At 42.4% G+C, this 21298-nt stretch carries 17 protein-coding genes and 1 pseudogene; 2 read left to right on the top strand and 16 right to left on the bottom strand.

The features are described from left to right. Positions 1-7 precede the first annotated feature (7 nt). Genes EDD59_RS02895 through EDD59_RS02915 form a run of 5 tightly spaced genes read right to left on the bottom strand, consistent with a single transcriptional unit; the run spans position 8 to position 5511 of the window. Positions 8-187 carry a DUF6903 family protein gene (locus tag EDD59_RS02895; RefSeq protein WP_132378699.1) on the bottom strand — a complete coding sequence of 60 codons (180 nt, stop codon included), beginning with the start codon at positions 185-187 and terminating at the stop codon, positions 8-10. Further along, positions 171-2336, bottom strand: coding sequence for a 1,3-beta-galactosyl-N-acetylhexosamine phosphorylase (gnpA, locus tag EDD59_RS02900; RefSeq protein ID WP_132378701.1), 2166 nt, complete (start codon positions 2334-2336; stop codon positions 171-173). Before gnpA ends, EDD59_RS02895 begins: the two co-directional genes overlap by 17 nt. A gap of 20 nt (positions 2337-2356) precedes the next feature. Beyond that, complete coding sequence (locus EDD59_RS02905) at positions 2357-3220, bottom strand: carbohydrate ABC transporter permease (RefSeq protein ID WP_132378703.1); 864 nt, start codon at positions 3218-3220, stop codon at positions 2357-2359. 16 nt (positions 3221-3236) lie between these two features. Then, the gene (locus EDD59_RS02910) at positions 3237-4142 is read right to left on the bottom strand and encodes a carbohydrate ABC transporter permease (RefSeq protein ID WP_132378705.1); all 906 of its coding nucleotides are present in this window, start codon (positions 4140-4142) and stop codon (positions 3237-3239) included. A gap of 31 nt (positions 4143-4173) precedes the next feature. Continuing rightward, positions 4174-5511, bottom strand: coding sequence for a carbohydrate ABC transporter substrate-binding protein (locus tag EDD59_RS02915; RefSeq protein WP_132378707.1), 1338 nt, complete (start codon positions 5509-5511; stop codon positions 4174-4176). 126 nt (positions 5512-5637) lie between these two features. Here EDD59_RS02915 and EDD59_RS02920 point away from each other — a divergent pair, with 126 nt between their 5' ends. Continuing rightward, entirely contained in the window at positions 5638-6444 is an 807-nt protein-coding gene (locus tag EDD59_RS02920; protein ID WP_132378709.1) for an AraC family transcriptional regulator, read from the top strand. 93 nt (positions 6445-6537) lie between these two features. Here EDD59_RS02920 and EDD59_RS02925 read toward each other — a convergent pair whose 3' ends face one another. Continuing rightward, positions 6538-7893: a NosD domain-containing protein gene (locus tag EDD59_RS02925; RefSeq protein ID WP_132378711.1), complete on the bottom strand. Its 1356-nt coding sequence runs from the start codon at positions 7891-7893 to the stop codon at positions 6538-6540. A 26-nt stretch (positions 7894-7919) separates the two neighbouring features. Next, a complete protein-coding gene (locus tag EDD59_RS02930; protein WP_132378713.1) occupies positions 7920-8714 on the bottom strand; it encodes a glycoside hydrolase family 32 protein in 795 nt (264 codons plus the stop codon). Between EDD59_RS02930 and EDD59_RS02935 the strand changes: the two genes are divergently transcribed. Continuing rightward, positions 8713-10275, top strand: a complete 1563-nt coding sequence (locus EDD59_RS02935; RefSeq protein WP_132378715.1) for a family 43 glycosylhydrolase — start codon at positions 8713-8715, stop codon at positions 10273-10275. The two genes, EDD59_RS02930 and EDD59_RS02935, sit on opposite strands and share 2 nt — an antisense overlap. Before the next feature lie 148 nt (positions 10276-10423). Here the strand turns inward: EDD59_RS02935 and EDD59_RS02940 are convergent, their stop codons facing one another. The 9 genes and pseudogenes from EDD59_RS02940 to EDD59_RS02980 all read right to left on the bottom strand — a co-directional run bounded on the left by EDD59_RS02940 (position 10424) and on the right by EDD59_RS02980 (position 21248). Beyond that, on the bottom strand, positions 10424-10810 hold the full coding sequence (locus EDD59_RS02940) for a (deoxy)nucleoside triphosphate pyrophosphohydrolase (RefSeq protein WP_132378717.1): 387 nt from the start codon (positions 10808-10810) through the stop codon (positions 10424-10426). Beyond that, complete coding sequence (locus EDD59_RS02945; RefSeq protein WP_132378719.1) at positions 10807-13809, bottom strand: DEAD/DEAH box helicase; 3003 nt, start codon at positions 13807-13809, stop codon at positions 10807-10809. The genes EDD59_RS02940 and EDD59_RS02945 overlap by 4 nt, the downstream gene beginning before the upstream one ends. 40 nt (positions 13810-13849) lie before the next feature. Next, positions 13850-14839: a DUF4003 family protein gene (locus tag EDD59_RS02950; protein WP_132378721.1), complete on the bottom strand. Its 990-nt coding sequence runs from the start codon at positions 14837-14839 to the stop codon at positions 13850-13852. 54 nt (positions 14840-14893) lie between these two features. Beyond that, positions 14894-15412: a PadR family transcriptional regulator gene (locus EDD59_RS02955; protein WP_132378723.1), complete on the bottom strand. Its 519-nt coding sequence runs from the start codon at positions 15410-15412 to the stop codon at positions 14894-14896. 207 nt (positions 15413-15619) lie between these two features. After that, positions 15620-17566, bottom strand: coding sequence for a bile acid Fe-S flavoenzyme BaiCD (baiCD, locus tag EDD59_RS02960; protein WP_132378725.1), 1947 nt, complete (start codon positions 17564-17566; stop codon positions 15620-15622). A 317-nt stretch (positions 17567-17883) separates the two neighbouring features. Next, a pseudogene (locus EDD59_RS18540) lies at positions 17884-18078 on the bottom strand (lyase family protein); the annotation flags it as partial. 148 nt (positions 18079-18226) lie between these two features. Beyond that, positions 18227-19186, bottom strand: coding sequence for a dipeptidase (locus tag EDD59_RS02970; protein ID WP_243117325.1), 960 nt, complete (start codon positions 19184-19186; stop codon positions 18227-18229). A 41-nt stretch (positions 19187-19227) separates the two neighbouring features. Continuing rightward, positions 19228-20205: a family 43 glycosylhydrolase gene (locus tag EDD59_RS02975; protein WP_132378727.1), complete on the bottom strand. Its 978-nt coding sequence runs from the start codon at positions 20203-20205 to the stop codon at positions 19228-19230. Between the two features lie 50 nt (positions 20206-20255). Continuing rightward, positions 20256-21248, bottom strand: coding sequence for a LacI family DNA-binding transcriptional regulator (locus tag EDD59_RS02980; protein WP_165920844.1), 993 nt, complete (start codon positions 21246-21248; stop codon positions 20256-20258). Positions 21249-21298: the final 50 nt, after the last annotated feature.

Consider the following 21298-nt stretch of genomic DNA (forward strand, 5'->3'; position numbering starts at 1 on the left):
TGTCTCCTCAATTGAATTTTCGATTGTAGTTCCAAATCTGAATCAGGATACCTGCCAGTCCGATTAGCTGAATACCGAGATACTTATATCCGATGGTCTGCCGTCCATAGATAACCAATGCAAAGCAGACCAAAAAAACAACCAGATTAATTAATACATTTAATTTTGCTTTAATTGATTCCGACATTCATATCACCCCATATACTTTCATACGGCTGTAAGGTTAAATTAATCACCTGTCCGCCAAAATGAACCTTTGTTTCTTGCTGCTCATCTGAGTTATTTACAATGCAGTACTTACTCACATCCGGATAGAGACTGGCTTCACAGTTTATATTTTCTGAATAGCCGTTAAGCATCTCTTCTTCTTTATGGGCTGCAAAATAGAGACTACGCATCAATAGCCGTGCATTGCTGAAGGAAAACGGTAAACCGGCTATGTAAACAGTCCGTCCTGCTCCGACTGCCCTTGCTGCCAGATGAACCTCGTCATTGGAATATTCAAGGATTTCTGTTGCTTCATCAAGGGCATACACGCTGTTCACAGTTTCACCAAAGTCAAAATACTCTATCCCGTCAGTAATAAAATGCCGGTCACTCATGGTTTTAAAATACTTATCGGTGGAAAGGGAAAATCCACGCTCTTCATCGACACCGAGAATACTTGCCAGCTGGAAGAAACGTCCCTGAAAATCAACAGCTGATGGTTCACCGACACCAATCAGACCGCCGCCGTTCATTACCCAGGCGGTGAGAATTTCCGAAAGTCTGGTTTGGCTCCAAATGTCACCACCGGAAAAAGCCGTACCGGCAGCACCGGCATTTATAATAACATCAATGCTCTCGTCGATGCCATTTTCCAGAACGTCGTCAAAGCTTATGAATTCCACTTCCACATTCATACCGCTTAATGATTCTAAAATCCCATAATAAGAGTACGCTTCTTTACAATACAAAGCATGGGCAACAGTAAAGGCCTGCCAGGTTCTAAGCTTGCCCCAGTGATTTAGGATTGCCACCTTCAGCCCACAATAGGCACGTGTCCCCTGCATATTATCATGAATGCCTCTGAATTCCTCCGTGATTTCAGCCACAGTATCAACAAACTTGGGGAATTTATCCGCCAGACTTAAATAGCCGCCATAGCCCATACGTTCAATTGGACTGCGCAGGATTGCCCGGCGGGCCTGCACCCAATTTGCCCGTGCCTCAATGCTGGGGTCATTGCCCTCATAAAAGGTGTCCGGAAAAAAGTACGGCAGAAAACGTCCTTCTGTATACTTCACATTTGGTATATCGGAAATCATCCTCAAGGTCGTCCCGTCACCGACACTGCCGACGACTGCATCAAGATTCATCCGTTGGGCATATTTTCCGTATGGTTCTGTGCCAATCCACTGGTCACCGAGGAACATCATTGCTTCCTTGCCGCTTTCGTGGACCAGATCCGTCAGCTCCCGGACCATGCCGGTGACAAAATCCTGAACCAGATCCATGTATTTCTTCAGCGACGCAGAGGGCACACGAAAGGCTGAATTGTAATAGCCTTCATCCACAAAATCCTCGGCCCGCATGGCATAACCGTATTTTTTTTCAAATCGCTTCAGCATTCGCGGCGATACACTGGCACCATAGCCAAACCAATCCACAAACTTTTCCTTACCGTACTGGTTAAACACCAACGTGAACTGATAGAAAAAGGTGGTAAAACGGACGACATCGATTTCCGGATTATCCTGCAGCCATTCTTTCATCGTCTTCAGAATGAACTCATGTGAATGCGGCTGCAGAGCATCAAACGGAATCTCATGTTCCTTATCGCCCCAGTCATTCGTCAGATGATTATACATCTCCACCGGATCCCAGATAATATAAGCCAAAAATGACACAGTGTACTCATGAAAAAGCGCCGCATCACTGATTGTAACACAGTTTTCTTCCTGATCCAGTGACCAGTTTTCTTTTGGTACAACCGTACCGTCTGTGCGGTCGATAACTTCCCAGTACTTCGCCGGGTCATCATGGTAGTTTGGTACCAGCTGCTTCTGATAGTACTCATCCATAAAGGCAATGGTGAGCTTGCTCCTTGTTGCCAGTGTCCGCTTCGACATCAGATAAATCTGCGGGCATTCTTCCATATGTTCCCTGATAAATTGATTCTGGGCTCTCGTTGGAAAATAAGCGTTGTAGATCTTCAATTCGCTTTGCTTTAACTCATCGTCAAGTTTGGTGCCATCGCAGTCACGAATGGCATCAGCTTTCCACCTCCTGGCAACCGCCATAGTTTCATTATAATAATTTTCCTCACCCGGTATAGTTACTCGTCCATAACTCAAAGCAAAATCCTCCTAAAAACCTATTCTTTCGATCCGCCCTGGGCCATCCCTGCAATCATCTGTTTTTGGATCAGCGCATAAAAAATCAGCGCCGGCACCATAACGATTACCATTCCGGCATATAGACGTCCATAATTGGCAGCCGCCTTCTGGGCTGTCATTAAATTCAATAACCCCACCTGCAGGGTTCTCTTTTCTCCCGGCATCAACGTCAGCGAAATAATATAATCATTCCAGTATGACAGGAAATTAAACAGGATGACGGTGATAATCGACGGCTTAGCCATCGGTATAATCACCCGTGTCATCACCTGAAAATTACTTGCACCATCGAGGCGTGCGGCCTCCTCATAAGTGGATGAAATTGTCTTTAAATACCCGCCCAGCAAATAGATAGTAAAGGGCACTGTTGTTGCCGCATACACCAGCGCAAGCACAAAAATATTGTTGATAAAAAATCCGTTTGGCATAAGCTCAGCCAGCGCCCGGTCGCCGTTAACCAGCATCAAAAAAATCGGGATTACAATATAATTTACATTAATAAACAATCCGGCCATAAAAAAGGTATTCAATACTCCCCGCCCCTTGAATTCGAAGCGTGAGATTACGTTGGCCGCCGGCACTGAGATCACCAGATTAATCGCCAGCGCAAGAATTGTTACGATGACCGAATTCAAAAAGTACTCGCCCATCCTCGCTTCTTTAAACGCATCTATAAAATTCTGAAAGTAGATACCGGCCGGCATTGTCCATGGACTGCCGTAAAACTCGCCCTTTTCTTTTACCGAAGCCAGAAACACCCATACTACCGGCACGAAAATCGATAATACAATTAATGTCACTAGAATAAATGACAGTATCTTAAATAATTTATTACTCTTCATTTTTCCCTCGTCTCGTCTAATACTGCAGTGTTTCACGCTTCGTCACTTGATTAACAATTAGCGACAGCAGGAAAGAAAACAGGAAGATCACCACTCCAATAGCCATTCCATAACCATAGGATGAATTTGTGTAGGCCTGCTTGTACATATAGCTGAGCAGTACTTCCGAAGCCCCGTCAGGACCTCCTCCCGTCATCGCTTTAATCAGTACAAAACTTAAATTGATTGAACTGATGATATAAAATGTCAATGAGCTTCTGATATTCTGCCAGATTAGCGGCAGTGTTATTGAAAAAAACTGCTTGCTCTGTGTCGCCCCGTCAAGTGCCGCCGACTCATAAAGGCTGTCAGGAACATTGGCAATACTGGAGGTATACATGACCATGTAATACCCCACTGACTGCCATACCATTGCAGCGGCAACACTAAAAATAATAATTTTCTGATCACCCAGCCACATATGCTTCCAGCTGCTTAAGTGAAGAAGGTTCAGCAACCCGTTTAGCAGACCATGTTCCTGATCATATATTGCTGAAAAGATTGCTGCAATCACCACCACCGAAAGAATATTCGGGATAAAAATGATAAAACGGTAAAGGTTCTTCCCTTTCGCCCTGCTCGTCGACATGATTGCTGCCAGCAACAACGCTAACACGATTGTCACGGACGTTACAACCACCAGCAGCAGTACTGTGTTCTGAAATGCGCGGATAAAGTTCTGGTCATCCAGCAGGATTTTAAAGTTGTCCAATCCGACAAACTGCTTATTTGCTGAAAACCCGCTCCATTTAAACAATGACATCCGAAACACATTAATCGTCGGAACAATCATAAACACGATATAGGCCAGCAGAGCCGGTGCTGTACACAGGATGATAAAGCGCAGATTACTCTTTTTTCGTTTTGAATGATTCCTTTTCATCGTCTCTCCTTCTTCACTTCAATTGGGACTATTATTCTTTCGCTTCGCTTAGTTTTTCACTGGCGGCGTTCAGCTCTTCCTGCCACTGTTCAACAGTTTTATCGCCGGAAATAATACTGTTTGCCGAATCAAATAAGGTTTCCTTAATGTTAACCCCTTCAACCGGTGCAGTGCTGGCAAATCCGCCGACTAAAGCCTCCACACCTTCTTCATTATAAATCTCATAAAACGCCTTTGTCTCGCCTTCAATCTTATCCGTAATACCGGTTATCGGCTGGATTGCATTTGATTTGGCAAATATCTCAGCTGCTTTATCAGAGTAAAGGAATGCCATAAACTCTTTCGCCAGATCAATATTTTTTGCTTCCGACGGAATCCAGGCTGATTCAACTGATGTTGTAATGTAACGGGTATCACCTTCATTGACTGCCGGCAGCGGCATTAAGCCCCACTCAAAACCGTCGCTGCGCGGAGCGTCAGCCATCTCACCGACGATCCATGTACCATTTGGCATAAAGATAGTCTTGTTGTCCAGGATAGACTGCTGATTTTTGGTGAAGTCCTGCTCGTTAGCATTGCCGACCGTACTCTTGGCAGTGTACTGACTAAGCAGTTTTGCTGTATCATCAAGAATTTCTTTTGCCTTGTCAGATTTCCATATGTCTTTTTCATAAGTCATCACATCATCATAAAAGTCAAGGCCACCGACATTCGCCAGTATTGCGAAGAAATAGGAATCCATATATCCGGCTGTCGGATAAGTAAACAGGTCAATTCCTTTGGCCTTTGCTTCATCGCCGAGTTTAAAGAATTCATCAAATGTAGCCGGTACTTCCCAGTTGTTTTCCGCCAGTAAATGCTGATCATATACCAAACCTGTCGGTGCATAGTACATGGGCATCAGGTACGTTTTATCATCACCGTAAGGGTTCGTGTTGAGATTGCCCACAATACCGTCAATAAGCTTGTCCTTAACCTTAACGTCTTCTCCCGGAACCGTCATGTCCAGAACATCGCTGACATCTTCTATTGACTTGTCCTTGATAAGTGATTCTGTTAATCCGGCTGCACGCCCCTGGCCGAGAACCATAAGATCCGGATATTTTCCTGCTTTCATATTGGGCGTAATTTCATCCTCAATACTCTTACTGATTGTCAGATTAACTTTGACATCAGGATTCTCTTCCTCGAAAGCTTTGATGACCTCATTGTACATGTCCTTGCCATAGCCGCCCTCCAAAGCAGCAACGTTCAATTCCTTTTTTCCGCTCTCATCTGTGCCGGCATTTTTCTTATCGCTGCCGCAGGCAGTAAGCATCGTACTCAGCATTGCTGCAGATAAAAGTCCCACTAGTAATTTCTTTTTCATTGCTTTACCTCCATTTATTTTATATAATTTGATTATAAGATATGAAATCACATAAATCTTATAATTTTTTGCTAATTATGTTATATATCTTGTTATAAAATCAATATTTATAAAAGGAGCTTTTTTATGACAGACCCCATTGAGCAGACAAATATTGTTTACGTTAATCGATCCGATCGAAAGACGAAGCAATGGCTGCATTTTAAACATACCCACCCCTTTTCCGAAATATTCTGCATTACCGGCGGAACAGGCTCTTTTCTTATTAATGACATGGAGACTAAGGTCAAAAAAAATGATTTGGTTTATATTTCACCACAAGCAGAACATACTGAGATTTCCGACTATGAAACACCGCTGGAATATTTTGTCATCGGGATTAGCGGTTTTGAGATTGTGCATGATTCCAAACCAGAGATTCCCTACTTTAAATTCAATGACAATAAGAGAGAATATACTTATTATTTTTACCAGAGTTATGAAGAATTTACCCACCCCAGACTCAACAGTATACGTATTTTAAATAACCTTGTCCAGACTCTGTTTCTGATTATAGAGCGGGAGCAGAAAATCACCATCACAGCAGGCAGGGAGCGTAAAATAGACGATGACCCGGCAATTCAGGTTATCAGACACTATATTGACATTAACTTTAAGGATGAGCTATCGTTGGATAAGCTGGCGACATACTTTCATATGAATAAATATCACCTCAGTCACCGCTTTAAGAAAAGTTTCGGTATTTCACCGATGAAATATTGGAGCAATGTAAAAATTGAGAACGTCAAACAGCTGCTGGCGCTGTCCAATTATTCGATTATTGAGATTGCATCACTCACCGGTTTCTCGTCTCAGTCCTATCTTTCACAGACCTTTAAGAAAGAAACCGGGATGACGCCGGCAGAATATCGTAAGAATTACCGGATTAAATGATGTGCATATACCATCAATGTGAACTTAATTATTCATACAAGTTTTTACAGAAAAAGCCACTACAGAGAATTCCTCCATGATGGCTTGAAAATATTATACTCCGGGAGTCGGAGTGGCTCTGAATGCATTTACAGATCTGTCCAAAACGACCTGTTCTTCACTTCCCGAATCAAGAATCGTATTTTGATATGATTCCTTTTCCACCAGAATTGTTGTAACCTCAAGAGTCTCCAATTTACCAATCGTCAGCAGCGCTCCTACTTGCGCAGAGAAACAAGACTCGTCTGCTGCATCCTGTACCTTCGATGCCTCGGTTGTTGCCACAATATGATTATTAGAAATATAATTCCCCTTTCCCGAAACAACATGTATAATCACAGGTGCCGTACCTGATGGTCTGATGTACTGCGTATCTATTGTCTCCGAAATATGATTAGCAATCACAGAATTATTATTACCGCTAATATACAAAAGACCATATAAATCATCTAAACCATTATCATATTTCTGCATAGGAGGCCAGGGTTCATGATCCCGTAGAAAATGATTTGAAGCAATCAGGTTTTCTGAGCAATTGTCTCTAAATTCCAGCATACCCGGGTAAAATGAATGGAATCTATTACTCGTAATACTAGAACGTACCACGCCGGAAAAATGGACACTGCTTGCACCCCGTGGGAAAATATTATTCGCCGTAATCAATAGTCCTCCGAAATTTTGTGCATAAATGGAATACCCTTTGTAACCGGCTCCTATCAAGTTATCGGTTATTTTTGAAGCCTGGCCTGAACCTCTGAGTTCTATACAGTTACCGCATTCAGCTATGAAATTATCATGTACTGCCAGTGCGTCTGCATCATAAATAGTAACTCCATGCTCCAAATACACAATCCCCATTCCTGTAATCCGAAATGAGTCCCCTGCACTTGCAACATAAATACCTGTTTTTCCATTCACATAGGTATTTTCCGGATTGTTTTCTCCTGAACCATCATCCAGAAAATGTAGACCATCAATACAAAAATCAGCAAACTCTACCGAACTTATGCGGGGGTCTCCACTCCGCTTAACATAAAATGCTGCTCCCGCAGATTCCTCATCTCCAGCCTTAAGAGAACTATCCACAAGTATACGACTTCCTCCCGGCCACACTTCATGCCAGTCTGCCCATTCACTTTTCGGAGTATTAAAACGGATACTCGAAGATGTAAAACCATGTCCGGAACCTACAATTCTCAGATAGCTGATATCTATAACTACCTGAGTGGTAAGGTGATAATCACCTGACGGAATATAGATGACTGCACCCGGTTTTCCTCCTTCATTGATATCAGACTTTGTTTGCCTGCTTTTAATATCCGCAATGATACTGTTAATTACTTCCCCAATATCCTCATACGGATTACCAACATTCCATTCCGTTACATTATAATAATTCTTATCTGTCATTAATTAATCCTCCTGTCAATTCAATATCAATTATTCAATCCATAGGTTTCCATATCTTTAATAAGCGCACTGCCCCCAATTGCCCGAAGCTGCAGCTTATTCTGCGCATCTCCCGCAAATATGTTGTTAGAATGATTATTCTGATATTGGTCTGTAAAGATTTCCAGAGAACTCTGGTCAGATAAAATGTGCACATCCAGTTCCTTTTTTCCTTTCAGATACATCACACTTCTTGAAATCCCCCTGCTCCATCCGTCTGCCGCATTTCTGTCCACACTCAATTCTGCTTTCCTGAAGTCAAACAAGCATACTGTCTTCCTGCCCTCTCCACAGCGCAGACTTAATTCCAGCTTATCAGCATCTGTTTTCTCAAGATCTATCTTCATTTTCAGTTCGAAGCACACTCCGTCTCCGGCTGTCAGTTCTGTCTCTTTTTCTGGCACCACAAGTACATCTTTATGCTCCGGACTTTCCCGTATAGTTTCCACCTCTGCTATTGGAAGAAACTGCAATGTATTATCTTCCTTCATGCACACTTCTCTTGGAATATTGAAAGAACCACACCAGCCTTCCTTGTATGTCGGCCCCCAGTCTTTCCACGCCGGCATCCATTCCCACTCATTGGCCCACCCGACGATAACTCTCCTTCCGTCCGGTGTAAGGAAAGACTGCGGTGCATAATAATCAAGTCCCCAGTCCATCTCACCGCTTACATGATAATCAAACTTGCCCGTCTCATAATCAAAATCACCAACCAGGTACACAGCGGTATGTTCACCTGCACCCATAGGCGAAAAGCTTAGGACATATTTATCACCCATGGGTCCACTTTACTGTGGCGAAGATAGTGTAATCTACGGAGCAAACGACATTACGGCGTTTGAGTATAATGGTTCAATTTTCCTCGTGTGGGGAACACTGGGATCAAATCAGCCGGCGGGCCCTGCCATTGTAGAAATGGACAACCCGTGGACAGTAAGCAAAGACCGGGATATGCTTCCAATCGGCGGCGGTGAAGGCCCAAGAGCATTAAAAAATGCAGACGGCAACCTCTTTATAACCATGTCGGAGGGTGATTATCAGAGTAATGGATACCGGTTATCGCTGCTCTGTTTTAATGGCAACAGTAAAGAAGAATTATTAGACGTAGATAAGTGGGAAGCAAAAAGAGATGTCTTTACTTCTAACTCCACTGTATCCGGTCCGGCACGTGCGTCCTTCGTGAAATCCGCAGACGGTACAGAAGACTGGATGGTATATCATTCCAGAGTCTATAAGGCAGTTGGGAGAAATTCCTGGAGACAGGTAAGCATAAAACCATTTACATGGAATGAAGACGGAACTCCGGACTTTGGAACACCTGCATCCCCAAACACAAAAATGGCACTTCCGTCAGGAGATCCAGGGCAGGGAACTATGTATCAGGCAGAAAATGCAGTTCTAGAAGGTGGAGCTTACGCGGAATCATCCCACTATAACCACCAGGGAAACGGCTATGTACATGTCCCGAACACAATAGGAGCGGCGGTGAATTTTGTAGTGGATGTAAATGAACCAGGGGATTATATCGTAGGAATGCGGTATGCCTATGGGGAATTTGAAAACAACGCGACCACAGACGGAGCAACCAATCAGCTTCCTTCACGGGCAAGTATGTCTATCTATGTAAATGGAGAAAAAGCAGATACTCTCCAGATGGACAAGACAAGTCTTGGATGGAATGAATACTTTACAGGCTCAAAGAGACTGGCATTAAAAGAGGGACAAAATCTTATTGCATATATAGTTGACAACGGAAATACAGGCGGTATAAATCTGGATTATCTTACCATGTATAAAGCAGATGTTCCTTATACAGAAACAGAAGTGAAACCCCAGAGCATTACATTGGACAAGACAGAGCTGACATTAAAAGAAGGAGAAACAGCGGCTGTTACAGCAACTGTTTTGCCGGAAAATGCATTGAATAAAAGCATAATTTTCGCATCAGGTGATAAGAACATAGCTACGGTAGATACACAGGGAAACATAACAGCAAAAGCTGAAGGAACAGCAATCATTACAGCAATGGCTGAAGCAGATCAGAACATAAAAGCAGAATGCACTGTAACCGTAGAAAAGGCGCAAGGACCTCAGGAACCGGAAGATCCACAAGAGCCGGAGAATCCGCAACACCCCGGAAACACTCCCGTTCAAAACCAGAATGGAGATAATACAAACAGCAAAGGAAATGGCATATCCGGTACAAATACCACAGCGAAGAACAACAGAAAAGCTGCAAAGACAGGGGATAACACAAAAATTCCGTTGGCAGCCGGAACGGCAGCTCTGGCACTCGGAACAACAGTAGCAATTATCATAAGCCGTAGAAAAAGAGGTTAATGGTTAGGAGAAGTAAATAAAAGACAGCACGCCATTGGCATATGATTAAAAAACATATATCCAATGGCGTGCTGCTTGTACTTGACATCCATGAGATTATATCCAATAACTCGCCCATAGCAGCTATCTTGCAAATAAATTATCCAAATTACATGCTCTCCCGTATTGCATCAATTAACGTAATATCAGCCGGCAGCCATTCCACAGATTCCAGCCTGTCTTTTGATAACCACTTTGCGGCCTCATGTTCCTTGAGAACTAAGTCTCCCGATATTATCTTACACCAGAAACAATCCATGGAAAGATGAAAAGTAGGATAATCATATTCAATCGTATCTATCAGGTCACCGACTGAAACCTCAGCGTCCAGTTCCTCCATAACTTCTCTTTTAAGCGCCTGTTGAGGTGTTTCTCCCGCCTCAATCTTTCCTCCCGGGAACTCCCAGCCGCCTTTTAAATCTCCATATCCCCGCTGGGTAGCAAATATTTTTCCGTCGGTTTCGATTATAGCTGCTACGACTCTCACTGTTTTCATCTTATCGTTTCTCCTTCTTTTTCTAATCCGCTCTCAAAATAACGAAGCAGGTCTTCTCGAACTGCATGGTGCATTTTCATTGTTACCTTAGTAATTACCTGCTGTTTTCCTTTGTTATTTGTCTTCTGTGCTTCTTTTGTATCAACTACGTCAAATTCTCCCATGTAGTAATAAGAAGATTTTTTTGATTTTATATCGCTCTTCGTTACCATAAGATGCTTATTCTTTGCTGTCAATACATCCTTCATGTATGAACTGTCTAATCCCTTTCCAATTTGAGAATCCCAGCGAAACAGCTTATTGTTCTCAAATTTATCCGCATAGTCTGGTTTTCCTTCTGGATAAAGTTTCTCTTTATCCTCACTTTCGACCTTATGATATGTGACAAAAATGAAAACATCATCTTCTATTCGTTTCATCCCATACATTATAGAAGAGAGATCCTTCTCACAGTTCATAAGCAAACTTACATCCCGTCTGGAATATTTTTCGTAAAGAACAAATGGACTTTCTTCAACCTTTCCCGTTGAGTATTTATCCTTGTATCTATGTAGTCCCACTGAAACTATATCCTTTAGCTGCTTATAAAACTCTCTGTGCTGTAATTGGTCAGCATAACTTTGCATTCTTTGAAGAGCTGAGCCTCTATTATATCGAAGGATATCGATGTGGCAATACTTTTGATATTCTTCCTCTTTACTTACAAAATGTCCTTGTAATACGCTCACAGCATTTTTGATAGACTTTAAATCTATGTTAAACCCGTATTCGGATTTGAAGTCCCTTTGCAATTTGTCTACAGATATCTCCTCTTGATTGAAAAATTGTTTAAGGATCTCCAGCTCATAGGGTCTCACTCCACTTAAAATAGTTTTGGACAAGTATTCTAAAGTCAGCTTTTCCTGCTCTGTAATTTCCCCAATATATGTCTCCTTTTCTACGGATTCCAGAAATGTCTGATAAGTTTTATATTCTCTAATTATAACCAGAGGATCCACTTCACCATGCTCATAGAAGTCTATAAGATATGGAACCTTGCCAAGTCTATTTTTCAGTGAAATGTAGCTCTCCTTAATAATTGCACGCATACCCTTAATCTTGTCAATTGAATCAAAGATCTTTTCTTTTGCGATCTCGTCAAAGTGTACAGTAGAAGCCCCTGGAATTGTGCTGTTTCCACTGATTACATACTTTCGGATAACATCCGCATTGTACGTACGGTCACCAGATAGAGCAATGGGAATCATAAAATTATTCGTGTAATTTCCAATGAAGTCAAGAATAACCACATATTCCTTTCCTTCTGCTTTACGAAGGCCTCTTCCCAACTGTTGAATAAACACAATCGGAGATTCTGTTGGCCGAAGCATGATCACCTGGTTCACTTCCACAATGTCAACGCCCTCATTAAGTATCTCCACTGAAAAAATATAATCCAAAGGCTGCATCTCTTCCGTCGAGTCTTCCTCGTTCATGGCTAATCGCTCAAAGGCTTTTGCACGTTCATTCTCAGAAGCATTTCCATTTAGAGCTATTGTTCGATAACCGGCTTCATTGAACTTTACAGACAATTCCTCAGATTCATCAATCCTACTGCAAAAAATTAAACCTTTAACACGATCCCCACTATATCCATAATAATCAGCCTGTTCTATGATATTCTTTACACGCTGATCACTAACTAGCTGACTAAAATCCTTTGCTGAAAGCTTCTTTAATTTTAGCTCCTTATCTTTCAAGACTAATATATCACTGATGCCAAAATAGTGAAACGGACACAACATATTTTCTTCCATTGCCTGCTGCAAACGAATTTCATACGCAATCTGATAATGGAAAATTTCATAAATATTTCTGTCCTCAATCCTATCATCTCGTTTATCAGGAGTCGCCGTCATTCCCAGCCACAGTTTCGGTATGAAATAATCCATAATTTTCTGATATATATCTGCAGAACTATGATGTGCTTCATCTAGAATAATACAATCAAAATCTTCAGGGTTATACCGCAATAGATGTTCATCACGATTTAATGTCTGAACTGTTGCAAACACATAATCCTTATCATAATCATAGAAGCCGGCTCCCAATAATCCCATAGATACAGACTTGTCAAATACACGTTCATAGGATTTTTTTGTTTGTCTTGCAAGCTGTCCTCTATGTACAAGAAATAACACTCTCTTGAATCCCAGTTCACGCATGGCGAAGGCAGAGGCATATGTCTTACCCGTACCTGTTGCCGATATTAACAAGGCTCTTTCCTCACCTGCTTCTAAAATCTTTCTGAGGTTTGTTATGAATCCCACCTGCATGGAATTGGGCTTCAATTTATACTTTTCAATAGAAGGGATTTCATCTTTTCGGGCAATTTGTCTCTGGCGTTCAATGATTTTATATTGCTCTTTATACATCTCATAGAAGTCTTCAAATTCCAATGCATAATCAGAATTCCAAAGCTCCCGAAACTCTTTCACAATTTCCTGTGCAAACTCGCCCTGTTCTGTAGAAATTAATCTGGTATTCCACTCCCGATTGCTTGTCAACGCAGCACTTGTTATGTTGGAACTTCCAACAATAATCCTATAAATTTCTTCCTTTTTAAAGATATATCCCTTAGTGTGGAATCCTTCATCTGCTGCTTCCACATCATACATTCTTAATGTTATATTTTGCAGCTCATTGAGCTTTTCCAAAGCAGCCGGCTCGCTAAAATTTAAGTAATTTGTTGTGAGAATCTCCCCTGGAATCCCCTTCTTTTCAAGCTCCTTGAGAGTCTGTAAAAGTGGTGTAATTCCACCCTTCGTAATAAATGCCACACTAATTTGGAAACAATCACATACCAGAAGTTCATCTTCAATGGAAGATAGAACCTTCTTCCCTTCTTTGTGATTATTTGATACAAATTGTGGTTTGTACGCCAAATTAGAAGATAAAGTTCCATTTATAAATGCAGTATCAAATCCACTTCTTAGTTCACTTAATTTTTCTTCCGTCATCTATTCGGTTCCCCATTCTATCTCAAATTCCTCTGCAAGATTAATTTGATGATCCATTATTTGCAGCCGCTGCACTGCTGGCCGCTATTGCCGCACACATAGCCGCCTCCTGGGCTATAATTACAGCAATGGTTCCATTTACTGCCGCTGTCTGCAGTGTACTATCCTCGATGTAATCCTTTTCCGCCAATATGCCTGCATACATCAGCCTCTGTTTTCTTGTAACGCTGCCAAATAACCCGAAACCTTTCTGCCCGGACAGCCAATCATCAATTTGTGCCATCTCGAGGACAACCTCATCAAGATCTGCACCTGTCATAGCGAGGACTCCAAGGGTTGGAAGTTCATATTCTGTTCCATATTTGCGCCCTGATTCTTTGAGCTTATAAAAAAGTGCCATAGTTCTATCGCATTTCTCCTGTGCCGTACCCTCATATAATGCCAGTACATGGCTAAGTGATTGTACCGAATTAGCGGTCAAAAAATTTCCCTTTAAAATTTGATAACAGGATTCTATATCCTCAATCAACTCGTCATCTGTTTTTTCAGACAAAGCCATCAGAGCGCAGAGGGCACTGTCCTCACCTGATGTCAGAAATGGATGTTCGGCTTTCATTCGGTTATAAATCTCTCTGGTTCTTACAGCTATCTGTTTATACTGGTACGGCTCTGCCATTCGTGCAAGGACCATGGCGGCCAGCGGCAGGTAGCTTGAACTCCAGAACTCTTTTTTTAACAATTCATATACTTTCAGACCTTTATCCAAAGTCCCCTCCGGGTTGCCGCTGACTGCCAGCATGGAAGCAATCGGAGAACGTGCAGTACCTCTGAAATTTGAAAAAATGCCAACTTTCTCCTTCAGCAGTTCCTTGCTCCGTTTTAATTCTGCTACATCCACATTTTTCCCCTTTTCTGAATAGATGCCCGCACAACAAAGCTGAATCAATCCTCCGTCCCATGCAAACACAGATTTCACCTTATCACGGTTATCAATCAGCTGTTCGCAGCGTTTCCTTGTTAATTCATTCATACATAACCTCCATTTACATCATTAATACATAACAGCTAAAAAAGGCGTCATCTTCTATTCTGCCTTTTTTAACATTTCATCTATAAGGTCTAATTCCTTCATAATTGAATCTTTTGAAAACTGAAAATAATCTTTAGAATAAGGCACATATTTTTCTTTCTGGTATAGTTCCGTCAGATAATTCATGTGTTCATACTCGAGATGAAGCGTTTTACGCCGTTTTTCCAGAATATCCGCCCTTGCATTTGCATCCAGGATATGAAAAAACCCAATACGCATGAGGTACTCGTTTTCATCTGCGGCATCTTCTGCCGGAAAAGTTTTCAACAATGTGTAGAAATATTCGATGCCCAGACCTGTAATACTATAGATGTGTCTATTGGGTTTACCTTCCTGAGCGGAAATTTCTTTTGTGATATAACCTTTTTCTTCCATATGTCTCAGTTTTGGATACAGCTGGTTATTGTTTATTTTATAATAAGGGCCAACAGTTTTCGCAGCCTTTTGCCTGATTTGATAGCCATAGCTTGGAGCATTCATCAGCTGAGTTAAAATTACGATTTCCATAAACATAATACAATTCACCACCTGTCTGGATATTTTTTAGTATATCATTTCTATCGGGCAAGTTCAAATAATTAGATACTTTTCTATAACTCCTCTGTTAAGGACGAATCATGCCAAAAAAGGCTGCCCACGGATTATAGTGTGGCAGCCCCTGAAAAATATCAGTAATAAGTGCAGTTTTAAATTATAGTAATTATACCCTTAATAACTGTGTTATACTGCTCGTGCAATTTCAGCAGCTTCAGCAATTGCATCAATCACCTTGCGTGCTTTCTTGGCGTCTCCAATTACATAATATGGGATTTTTCTTTCTTCACAGTAGGCAGTTAATGCACCGGTATCATTCGAAATGGAGCCAACCGACATTATGACATAATCGCATGCTACCTCATCCTGTAGGTTATCTTTACTGGTAATGACAGAGTCCTTTGTAATCTCAACGCATTTTGCTCCCAGCTTTACATGGATGTTTTTCTCGGGAATTCTTTCCATAATGCAGAGTCTTCGTGCAGAAGCGAGATCTTTTCCGATTTCATCCAGCATTTCAATTACAGTCACATCATTGTTTTTATCGGCATCAACGACAAACTCTGCAACTTCAAGGCCTACCAGACCACCGCCGATGACAGCAATTTTCCCTTTGGGAATAACTTTCCCCTCAAGGACTTCAAAGGAATTCAGAACGTTGGGAAGGTCCTTCCCGGGAATGTTCAGCTCAATGGGGTGTGCACCTGAGGCGATAATCACAGTATCCGCATGCAGAGAATCTAAAAGCTCAGGTGTTGCCGGAGTGGAGAGACGGACGTCAATGCCTGCCTTTATTGCCTGCTGTCCTCTCGAAATAGCCGCCTCTTTCATCTCAGATTTTCCGGGTGCAAGCCCTGCTATGTAGAACTGTCCCCCAAGCCGATCTGATTCCTCCAGTAAAACGACTTCATGTCCCCGCTGCTTCAACGTAATTGCTACTTCCAGGCCGCCCATTCCACCACCGATTACAACAACCTTCTTCGGGTGTTCTGTGGCTTGCAGTGCATATTCCCATTCCCGTCCGACTGCAGGGTTGCGTGTACAGGTCATGGGGGAAGAACCGCACCCTTGATTGCAGCCTATGCAGCGCACAATGTCATCGTCATTGCCTGCTGATGCTTTATTGCAAAATTCCGGATCAGCCAGCTGCGCACGTCCCATAACAACCATATCTGCTTTACCATCTGCAATAATCTTCTCTGCCTGATTTGGCTCATTGATTCTCCCGACTGCGATGGTGATCAGTCCGGTCTCTTCCTTAATCCTTGCAGCATATTCCACATTGTAACCCATAGGCAGATCAATGGGAGGTACTTCAAATTTCATTCCCAGAGAAACAGGGTTCCCCCTTGAAACATTGACAACATCAACACCTTCGGCTTTCGCAAGCTTGCAGAAAGAAATGACATCCTCAATTGTAAGTCCATTTTCCACATAATCATCAAATGCATCAATACGCATAAGCAGAGGCATGTCATCCGGAATATTCCGCCGAATTTCCTGAATACATTCCAAAGGAAATCTGGCGCGGTTTTCAAATGATCCACCATATTCATCGGTACGATGATTGAATGCAGGGCTTAAAAATGCATGTGGGGAGTACCCATGTGCAAGATGAAATTCCATCGTATCAAAGCCTGCCTCTACAGCACGCTTCGCCGCACTCCCAAAAGCCTTCTCCACCTCAGGAATCATTTCTTTCGCACATCCTTGAAATGTTATTGGCTCTGGAAGTGGATTGCCAAGCAAATTGTCAACGGTAATATCGCTTGGTATAAACCTAAGCACATCCGGGTCAAACAGGGGCGCGGTAAGCCCACCCTGCCATAATTGCACACAGACCTTTGCACCTGCATCATGAATAGCAGTTGTGAATTTTTTGAGTCCGGGCAGGAATTTGTCATCGCTGATATTCAAAAAATTTCTCGGGGCAGAGGGGGCGTGCACCGATGTAGCTTCCGTTGTAATCAGGCCTGTTCCGCCCAGTGCCCTAGCAGCGTGATAATGGATAAACTTATCATTTACATAACCTCCGTCATCCGTGTAAAAGGTTCCCATCCCCGGGAAATCAATACGGTTTTTCAATTCCAGCCCCCTGATTTTAATCGGACTAAATAAATTTAGATGCTTCATTTGCATTCCTCTCTTTCATTGATATAGATTTTTAATTCCATAGGTTAATTTTAACCTATGTTAAATTGTTAATATTATAACACTCAAAGGTTGGCGTGTCAAGGCGGGATAAAGACTGTTGCCCAAGTCAGCCGCCTTCGGGAAGAAGAATGTAGGAAGTTCCTTATTATGTTCTGAAAACAAAAACGTCAGGACCGGTTGGCCCTGACATTTTTGCCTAATCTTATCGTCAGACACATCTTATATTCAAAAGGATCGTGGAAATCAGAACCCTTCTCGCTCATCAGCTTTTCTTCAAGCAAAAGTCTGCGGATGGTCTTGCCGGGCATGATGGAAGATCCATTCTGTTTTGCCGGAAGATTAATTTCACCGAAACCGGTCTTTGGACCGGAGGATAGAAGACGTAAATCATTGCACATCTTAGAAAGATTGACCGCACAGATTTTGACTGCTTTGGATACCGCCACGAATCCGTCTAAATTCTCTGTGGAATCGAACAGGTCCTCTGCCTGCTCTTTGGCTATCGCTCGGCCACTTTATCAGTGAGCTGCAGCATTTTGGGCGCACCAAGACGCTGATTGTATTCTCCACCTCGGTAGAACACCGAGATGCTCCGGTTTCCTGATACCGAAAGCTGTTCCATCTGTTTTTACTGCCGCTTTAAGTAGTTATGCCGCCCTTCGTCATAAAAAAATTCAAAGCATTGCCGAAGAACATCTTATCGACCTGTTCTTTCCCAATTCCATGATCAACCAGGTATTGTGCCACCCCTGCAAATTTAACCGGACTGTCAAGAGATGGGTGGATGTCTGCACCGTCAAAATCACTGCCGCAGGCAATTACATTTTCTCCCCCCAGTTCCAGCATCCGATACACATGGCGGAGGATTGATTCCACTGTGCCCTCTCCATTTTCATCCAGAAACGGCTCATAGAGATTAATCCCGACCAGTCCCCTGCGCCGGACAATCTCTTCAAATTGTTTTTCAGTCAGGTTACGGTTGTGGGGGCAGATTGAGCGCAAATTGGAGTGACTTGCAATAAACGGTTTCTGTGCAGTTTCACAGACATCATCAAATCCTTCATCGTTCAAGTGGGAAACGTCAACAATCATATTTTGTTCTTCCATCCTTTTGACCACTTCCCGTCCAAAAGCAGTCAGACCATGATGCGTCCGGTGCCCTGAGCCAATTTCATTTTCTCCATTCCAGACCAGAGTCATTATCTGAACCCCGCAGCGGGCCAGGCAGCCGACATTTTCAATTTTCCCGGCCAAAACAGCTCCTCCCTCGACAGCCAGCATAACAGCACATCTCCCGCTGCCGGCAATACGGGCTACATCCGCTCCACTGCAGGCCAGCTCAGCCAGATCTGATTCTTTTTCCAGCAGTCCAAGAAGATAATCACGATGTACATTAAAATACTTAAACGCCTTTTCTCCCCGTATATCATCAGGAATAAATATTGCCATAGCCTGGCATATTCTCTCAAACCGGGCGGCATCGTTTAATGAGAACTGCGTCTTTTTGCACAGGAATCCCTCACCTAATTCTCTGTATTTAACGATTGAATCACAATGTAGGTCAAACAGCTGCATATATTTTTTAATCTCCTTTTTCATTTTTGGACAACCGCCTGATGCTCTCTCTTATCACAGGATATTCATGTTGTTTCAAAATTATTTTTAAAATCAAACACAGGTTTCTCCTGCTCGTCCCATTCTACACGCATCCTGTATGTATGTCTGTTAGGGTCATATAACGGATCTCCAATAATAGAATCATACTGACGTGCATGATAAATCATAATATCATCCGCCCCATCCTCTGACTTCGTAAATGAATTATGTCCCGGCCCAAACATTCCTTTCTCCCAATCCGTTTTAAGAACAGGATACCTTTCCTTCTTCCATGCGCGCGGATCTAAAAGTTCCTCTTCTTCATCAATGCTCAGCATCCCGATACAATAGCATTCTCCGGTAGCGCTTGCCGAATAAGTCAAATAAAGTTTCCCATTGTGCCGCACTACTGCAGGTCCTTCATTTACCCAGAAATCCATCCGTTCCCAATCATACTCCGGTGTCGTAAGCAGTACCTGTGCTGTGGCAAGCTTTACCGGACTTTTCATCTCTGCAATATATAAATTTGAAATTTTCTTTCCTACACTAATTTTTTCCGCCCATACGCAGTACCACTTTCCCCGATTTTCAAACACGGTCATATCGAGCGAAAAATCCTGAAACGAAAAGTCATCCGACGCCTGCATCGGTCCTATTTCTGTCCAGGGATTCTTTATCGGATCTTCCCCTTCACACATCAGGATATACGGGCGTATTGCCCAAATATCGTCTTTTTCCCCGGCCGCAAAATAAATAAACCATTTGCCTTCAATAAAATGGATTTCGGGTGCCCATACATGTACGCTCATAATCCCTCTGCCGTGCTTTTTCCATATCACGGTTTCCTCAGCATCAGCAAGGCCATCCAGAGTTTTGCTCCTGCGCAATATAATCCGATCATATGCCGGTACAGAAGCCGTAAACAAGTAGGTCCCATCTTCATGCCGGTATACATATGGATCTGCACGTTGAATGATAAATGGTTTATTATATTTAGTCTGTTTAAAATTTGTAGCATCCATAATTATTTCCTCTTTTCTCATACAGTACAGGAGATAATAGAATGTTCAATTCATAAGGTGTCTCTGTCCAAAATCTTATAATTTAAAATAATTGATTTTGGTGAATATTCTTCTGAATCAATCTGCTGAATAAGTTCCACGACCGCCGCGGCTGCCACTCCCTCAAGGTTTGTAGAAACTGTAGTCAGTTTAGGAGAGATATACTGCAATACACTGATATCATCAAATCCCATGAGTCCGAAATCCTCCGGAATCTTCATATTTTTCTTCTCTCCCCACTGCTTGATCGTCAACGCGTAGCTGTCTCCGGAGCATAAAAATGCTGTCCTTCTTTCCGGATTTCCAGAAAGGATACGCTCTATATCGGGCAAAAATTCTTTCTTTCCCACCACTTCCGAATGCAGACCGCAATGTATTCCCATTGCTGCTTTAAAACCTTTGAGTCTTTGTTCGTGAACATAAATATTCTGCTGACCCTGAACCTCCAGCGGCGGGCAGACAAATACGATTTGTTCATATCTCTTAGATGCGATGAGCTCTACTGCATCCATTGCTGCCGCCATTTCATTTACCTGCACTGTAGTAATTTTTTCTGACACTTGATTTCCTATACACACGATTGGAATATGCAGCGACAAAAGAAATTCTTCAAACTCACTTCCCTGATTAAGCGGATTGATCATAATTCCTTCCATCTGACGTTCTGCCAGACCCCGTATCAGCTTTCTTTCCCACTCAAGGCTTTCATCACAGACTACAATATTCGTAAAATAGCCTCGTTTATCAGCCTCTTTGTTTATGGTATTTAATGACTGGACAAAATACATGTTTTCAATGTTAATTGTCACAACACCCAAAGACATTGTCCGGCCATGATTCAGACTTCTCGCCAGCAGATTGGGACGGTAGTTATTCTCTTCGGCAACCTGCAGAATCTTCTCTTTTGTCTCTTTTTTCACACTGCCCCCGCCATTCAGGGCACGCAATACGGTAGTCCTTGAAACCCCGCATTTTTGAGCAATTTGATTTACTGTGATTGCCATATTCTTTCCTCCAGTCCCAAAAAGTAATTTGAGTATAGCATAAAAGAGCA

This window comes from Muricomes intestini, from assembly GCF_004346165.1.
GTDB classification, from domain to species: domain Bacteria; phylum Bacillota; class Clostridia; order Lachnospirales; family Lachnospiraceae; genus Muricomes; species Muricomes intestini.

Excerpts from the sequence above, each read along its gene's own strand:
- EDD59_RS02975 (WP_132378727.1), bottom strand. The coding sequence starts at position 20,205 with ATGGATGCTACAAATTTTAAACAGACTAAATATAATAAACCATTTATC.
- EDD59_RS02970 (WP_243117325.1), bottom strand. The coding sequence starts at position 19,186 with ATGAAAAAGGAGATTAAAAAATATATGCAGCTGTTTGACCTACATTGT.
- EDD59_RS02930 (WP_132378713.1), bottom strand. The coding sequence starts at position 8,714 with ATGGGTGATAAATATGTCCTAAGCTTTTCGCCTATGGGTGCAGGTGAA.
- baiCD (WP_132378725.1), bottom strand. The coding sequence starts at position 17,566 with ATGAAGCATCTAAATTTATTTAGTCCGATTAAAATCAGGGGGCTGGAA.
- EDD59_RS02950 (WP_132378721.1), bottom strand. The coding sequence starts at position 14,839 with ATGAATGAATTAACAAGGAAACGCTGCGAACAGCTGATTGATAACCGT.
- EDD59_RS02945 (WP_132378719.1), bottom strand. The coding sequence starts at position 13,809 with ATGACGGAAGAAAAATTAAGTGAACTAAGAAGTGGATTTGATACTGCA.
- EDD59_RS02935 (WP_132378715.1), top strand. The coding sequence starts at position 8,713 with ATGGGTCCACTTTACTGTGGCGAAGATAGTGTAATCTACGGAGCAAAC.
- EDD59_RS02915 (WP_132378707.1), bottom strand. The coding sequence starts at position 5,511 with ATGAAAAAGAAATTACTAGTGGGACTTTTATCTGCAGCAATGCTGAGT.
- EDD59_RS02895 (WP_132378699.1), bottom strand. The coding sequence starts at position 187 with ATGTCGGAATCAATTAAAGCAAAATTAAATGTATTAATTAATCTGGTT.
- EDD59_RS02920 (WP_132378709.1), top strand. The coding sequence starts at position 5,638 with ATGACAGACCCCATTGAGCAGACAAATATTGTTTACGTTAATCGATCC.
- EDD59_RS02980 (WP_165920844.1), bottom strand. The coding sequence starts at position 21,248 with ATGGCAATCACAGTAAATCAAATTGCTCAAAAATGCGGGGTTTCAAGG.
- EDD59_RS02910 (WP_132378705.1), bottom strand. The coding sequence starts at position 4,142 with ATGAAAAGGAATCATTCAAAACGAAAAAAGAGTAATCTGCGCTTTATC.
- EDD59_RS02925 (WP_132378711.1), bottom strand. The coding sequence starts at position 7,893 with ATGACAGATAAGAATTATTATAATGTAACGGAATGGAATGTTGGTAAT.
- EDD59_RS02955 (WP_132378723.1), bottom strand. The coding sequence starts at position 15,412 with ATGTTTATGGAAATCGTAATTTTAACTCAGCTGATGAATGCTCCAAGC.
- EDD59_RS02940 (WP_132378717.1), bottom strand. The coding sequence starts at position 10,810 with ATGAAAACAGTGAGAGTCGTAGCAGCTATAATCGAAACCGACGGAAAA.
- EDD59_RS02905 (WP_132378703.1), bottom strand. The coding sequence starts at position 3,220 with ATGAAGAGTAATAAATTATTTAAGATACTGTCATTTATTCTAGTGACA.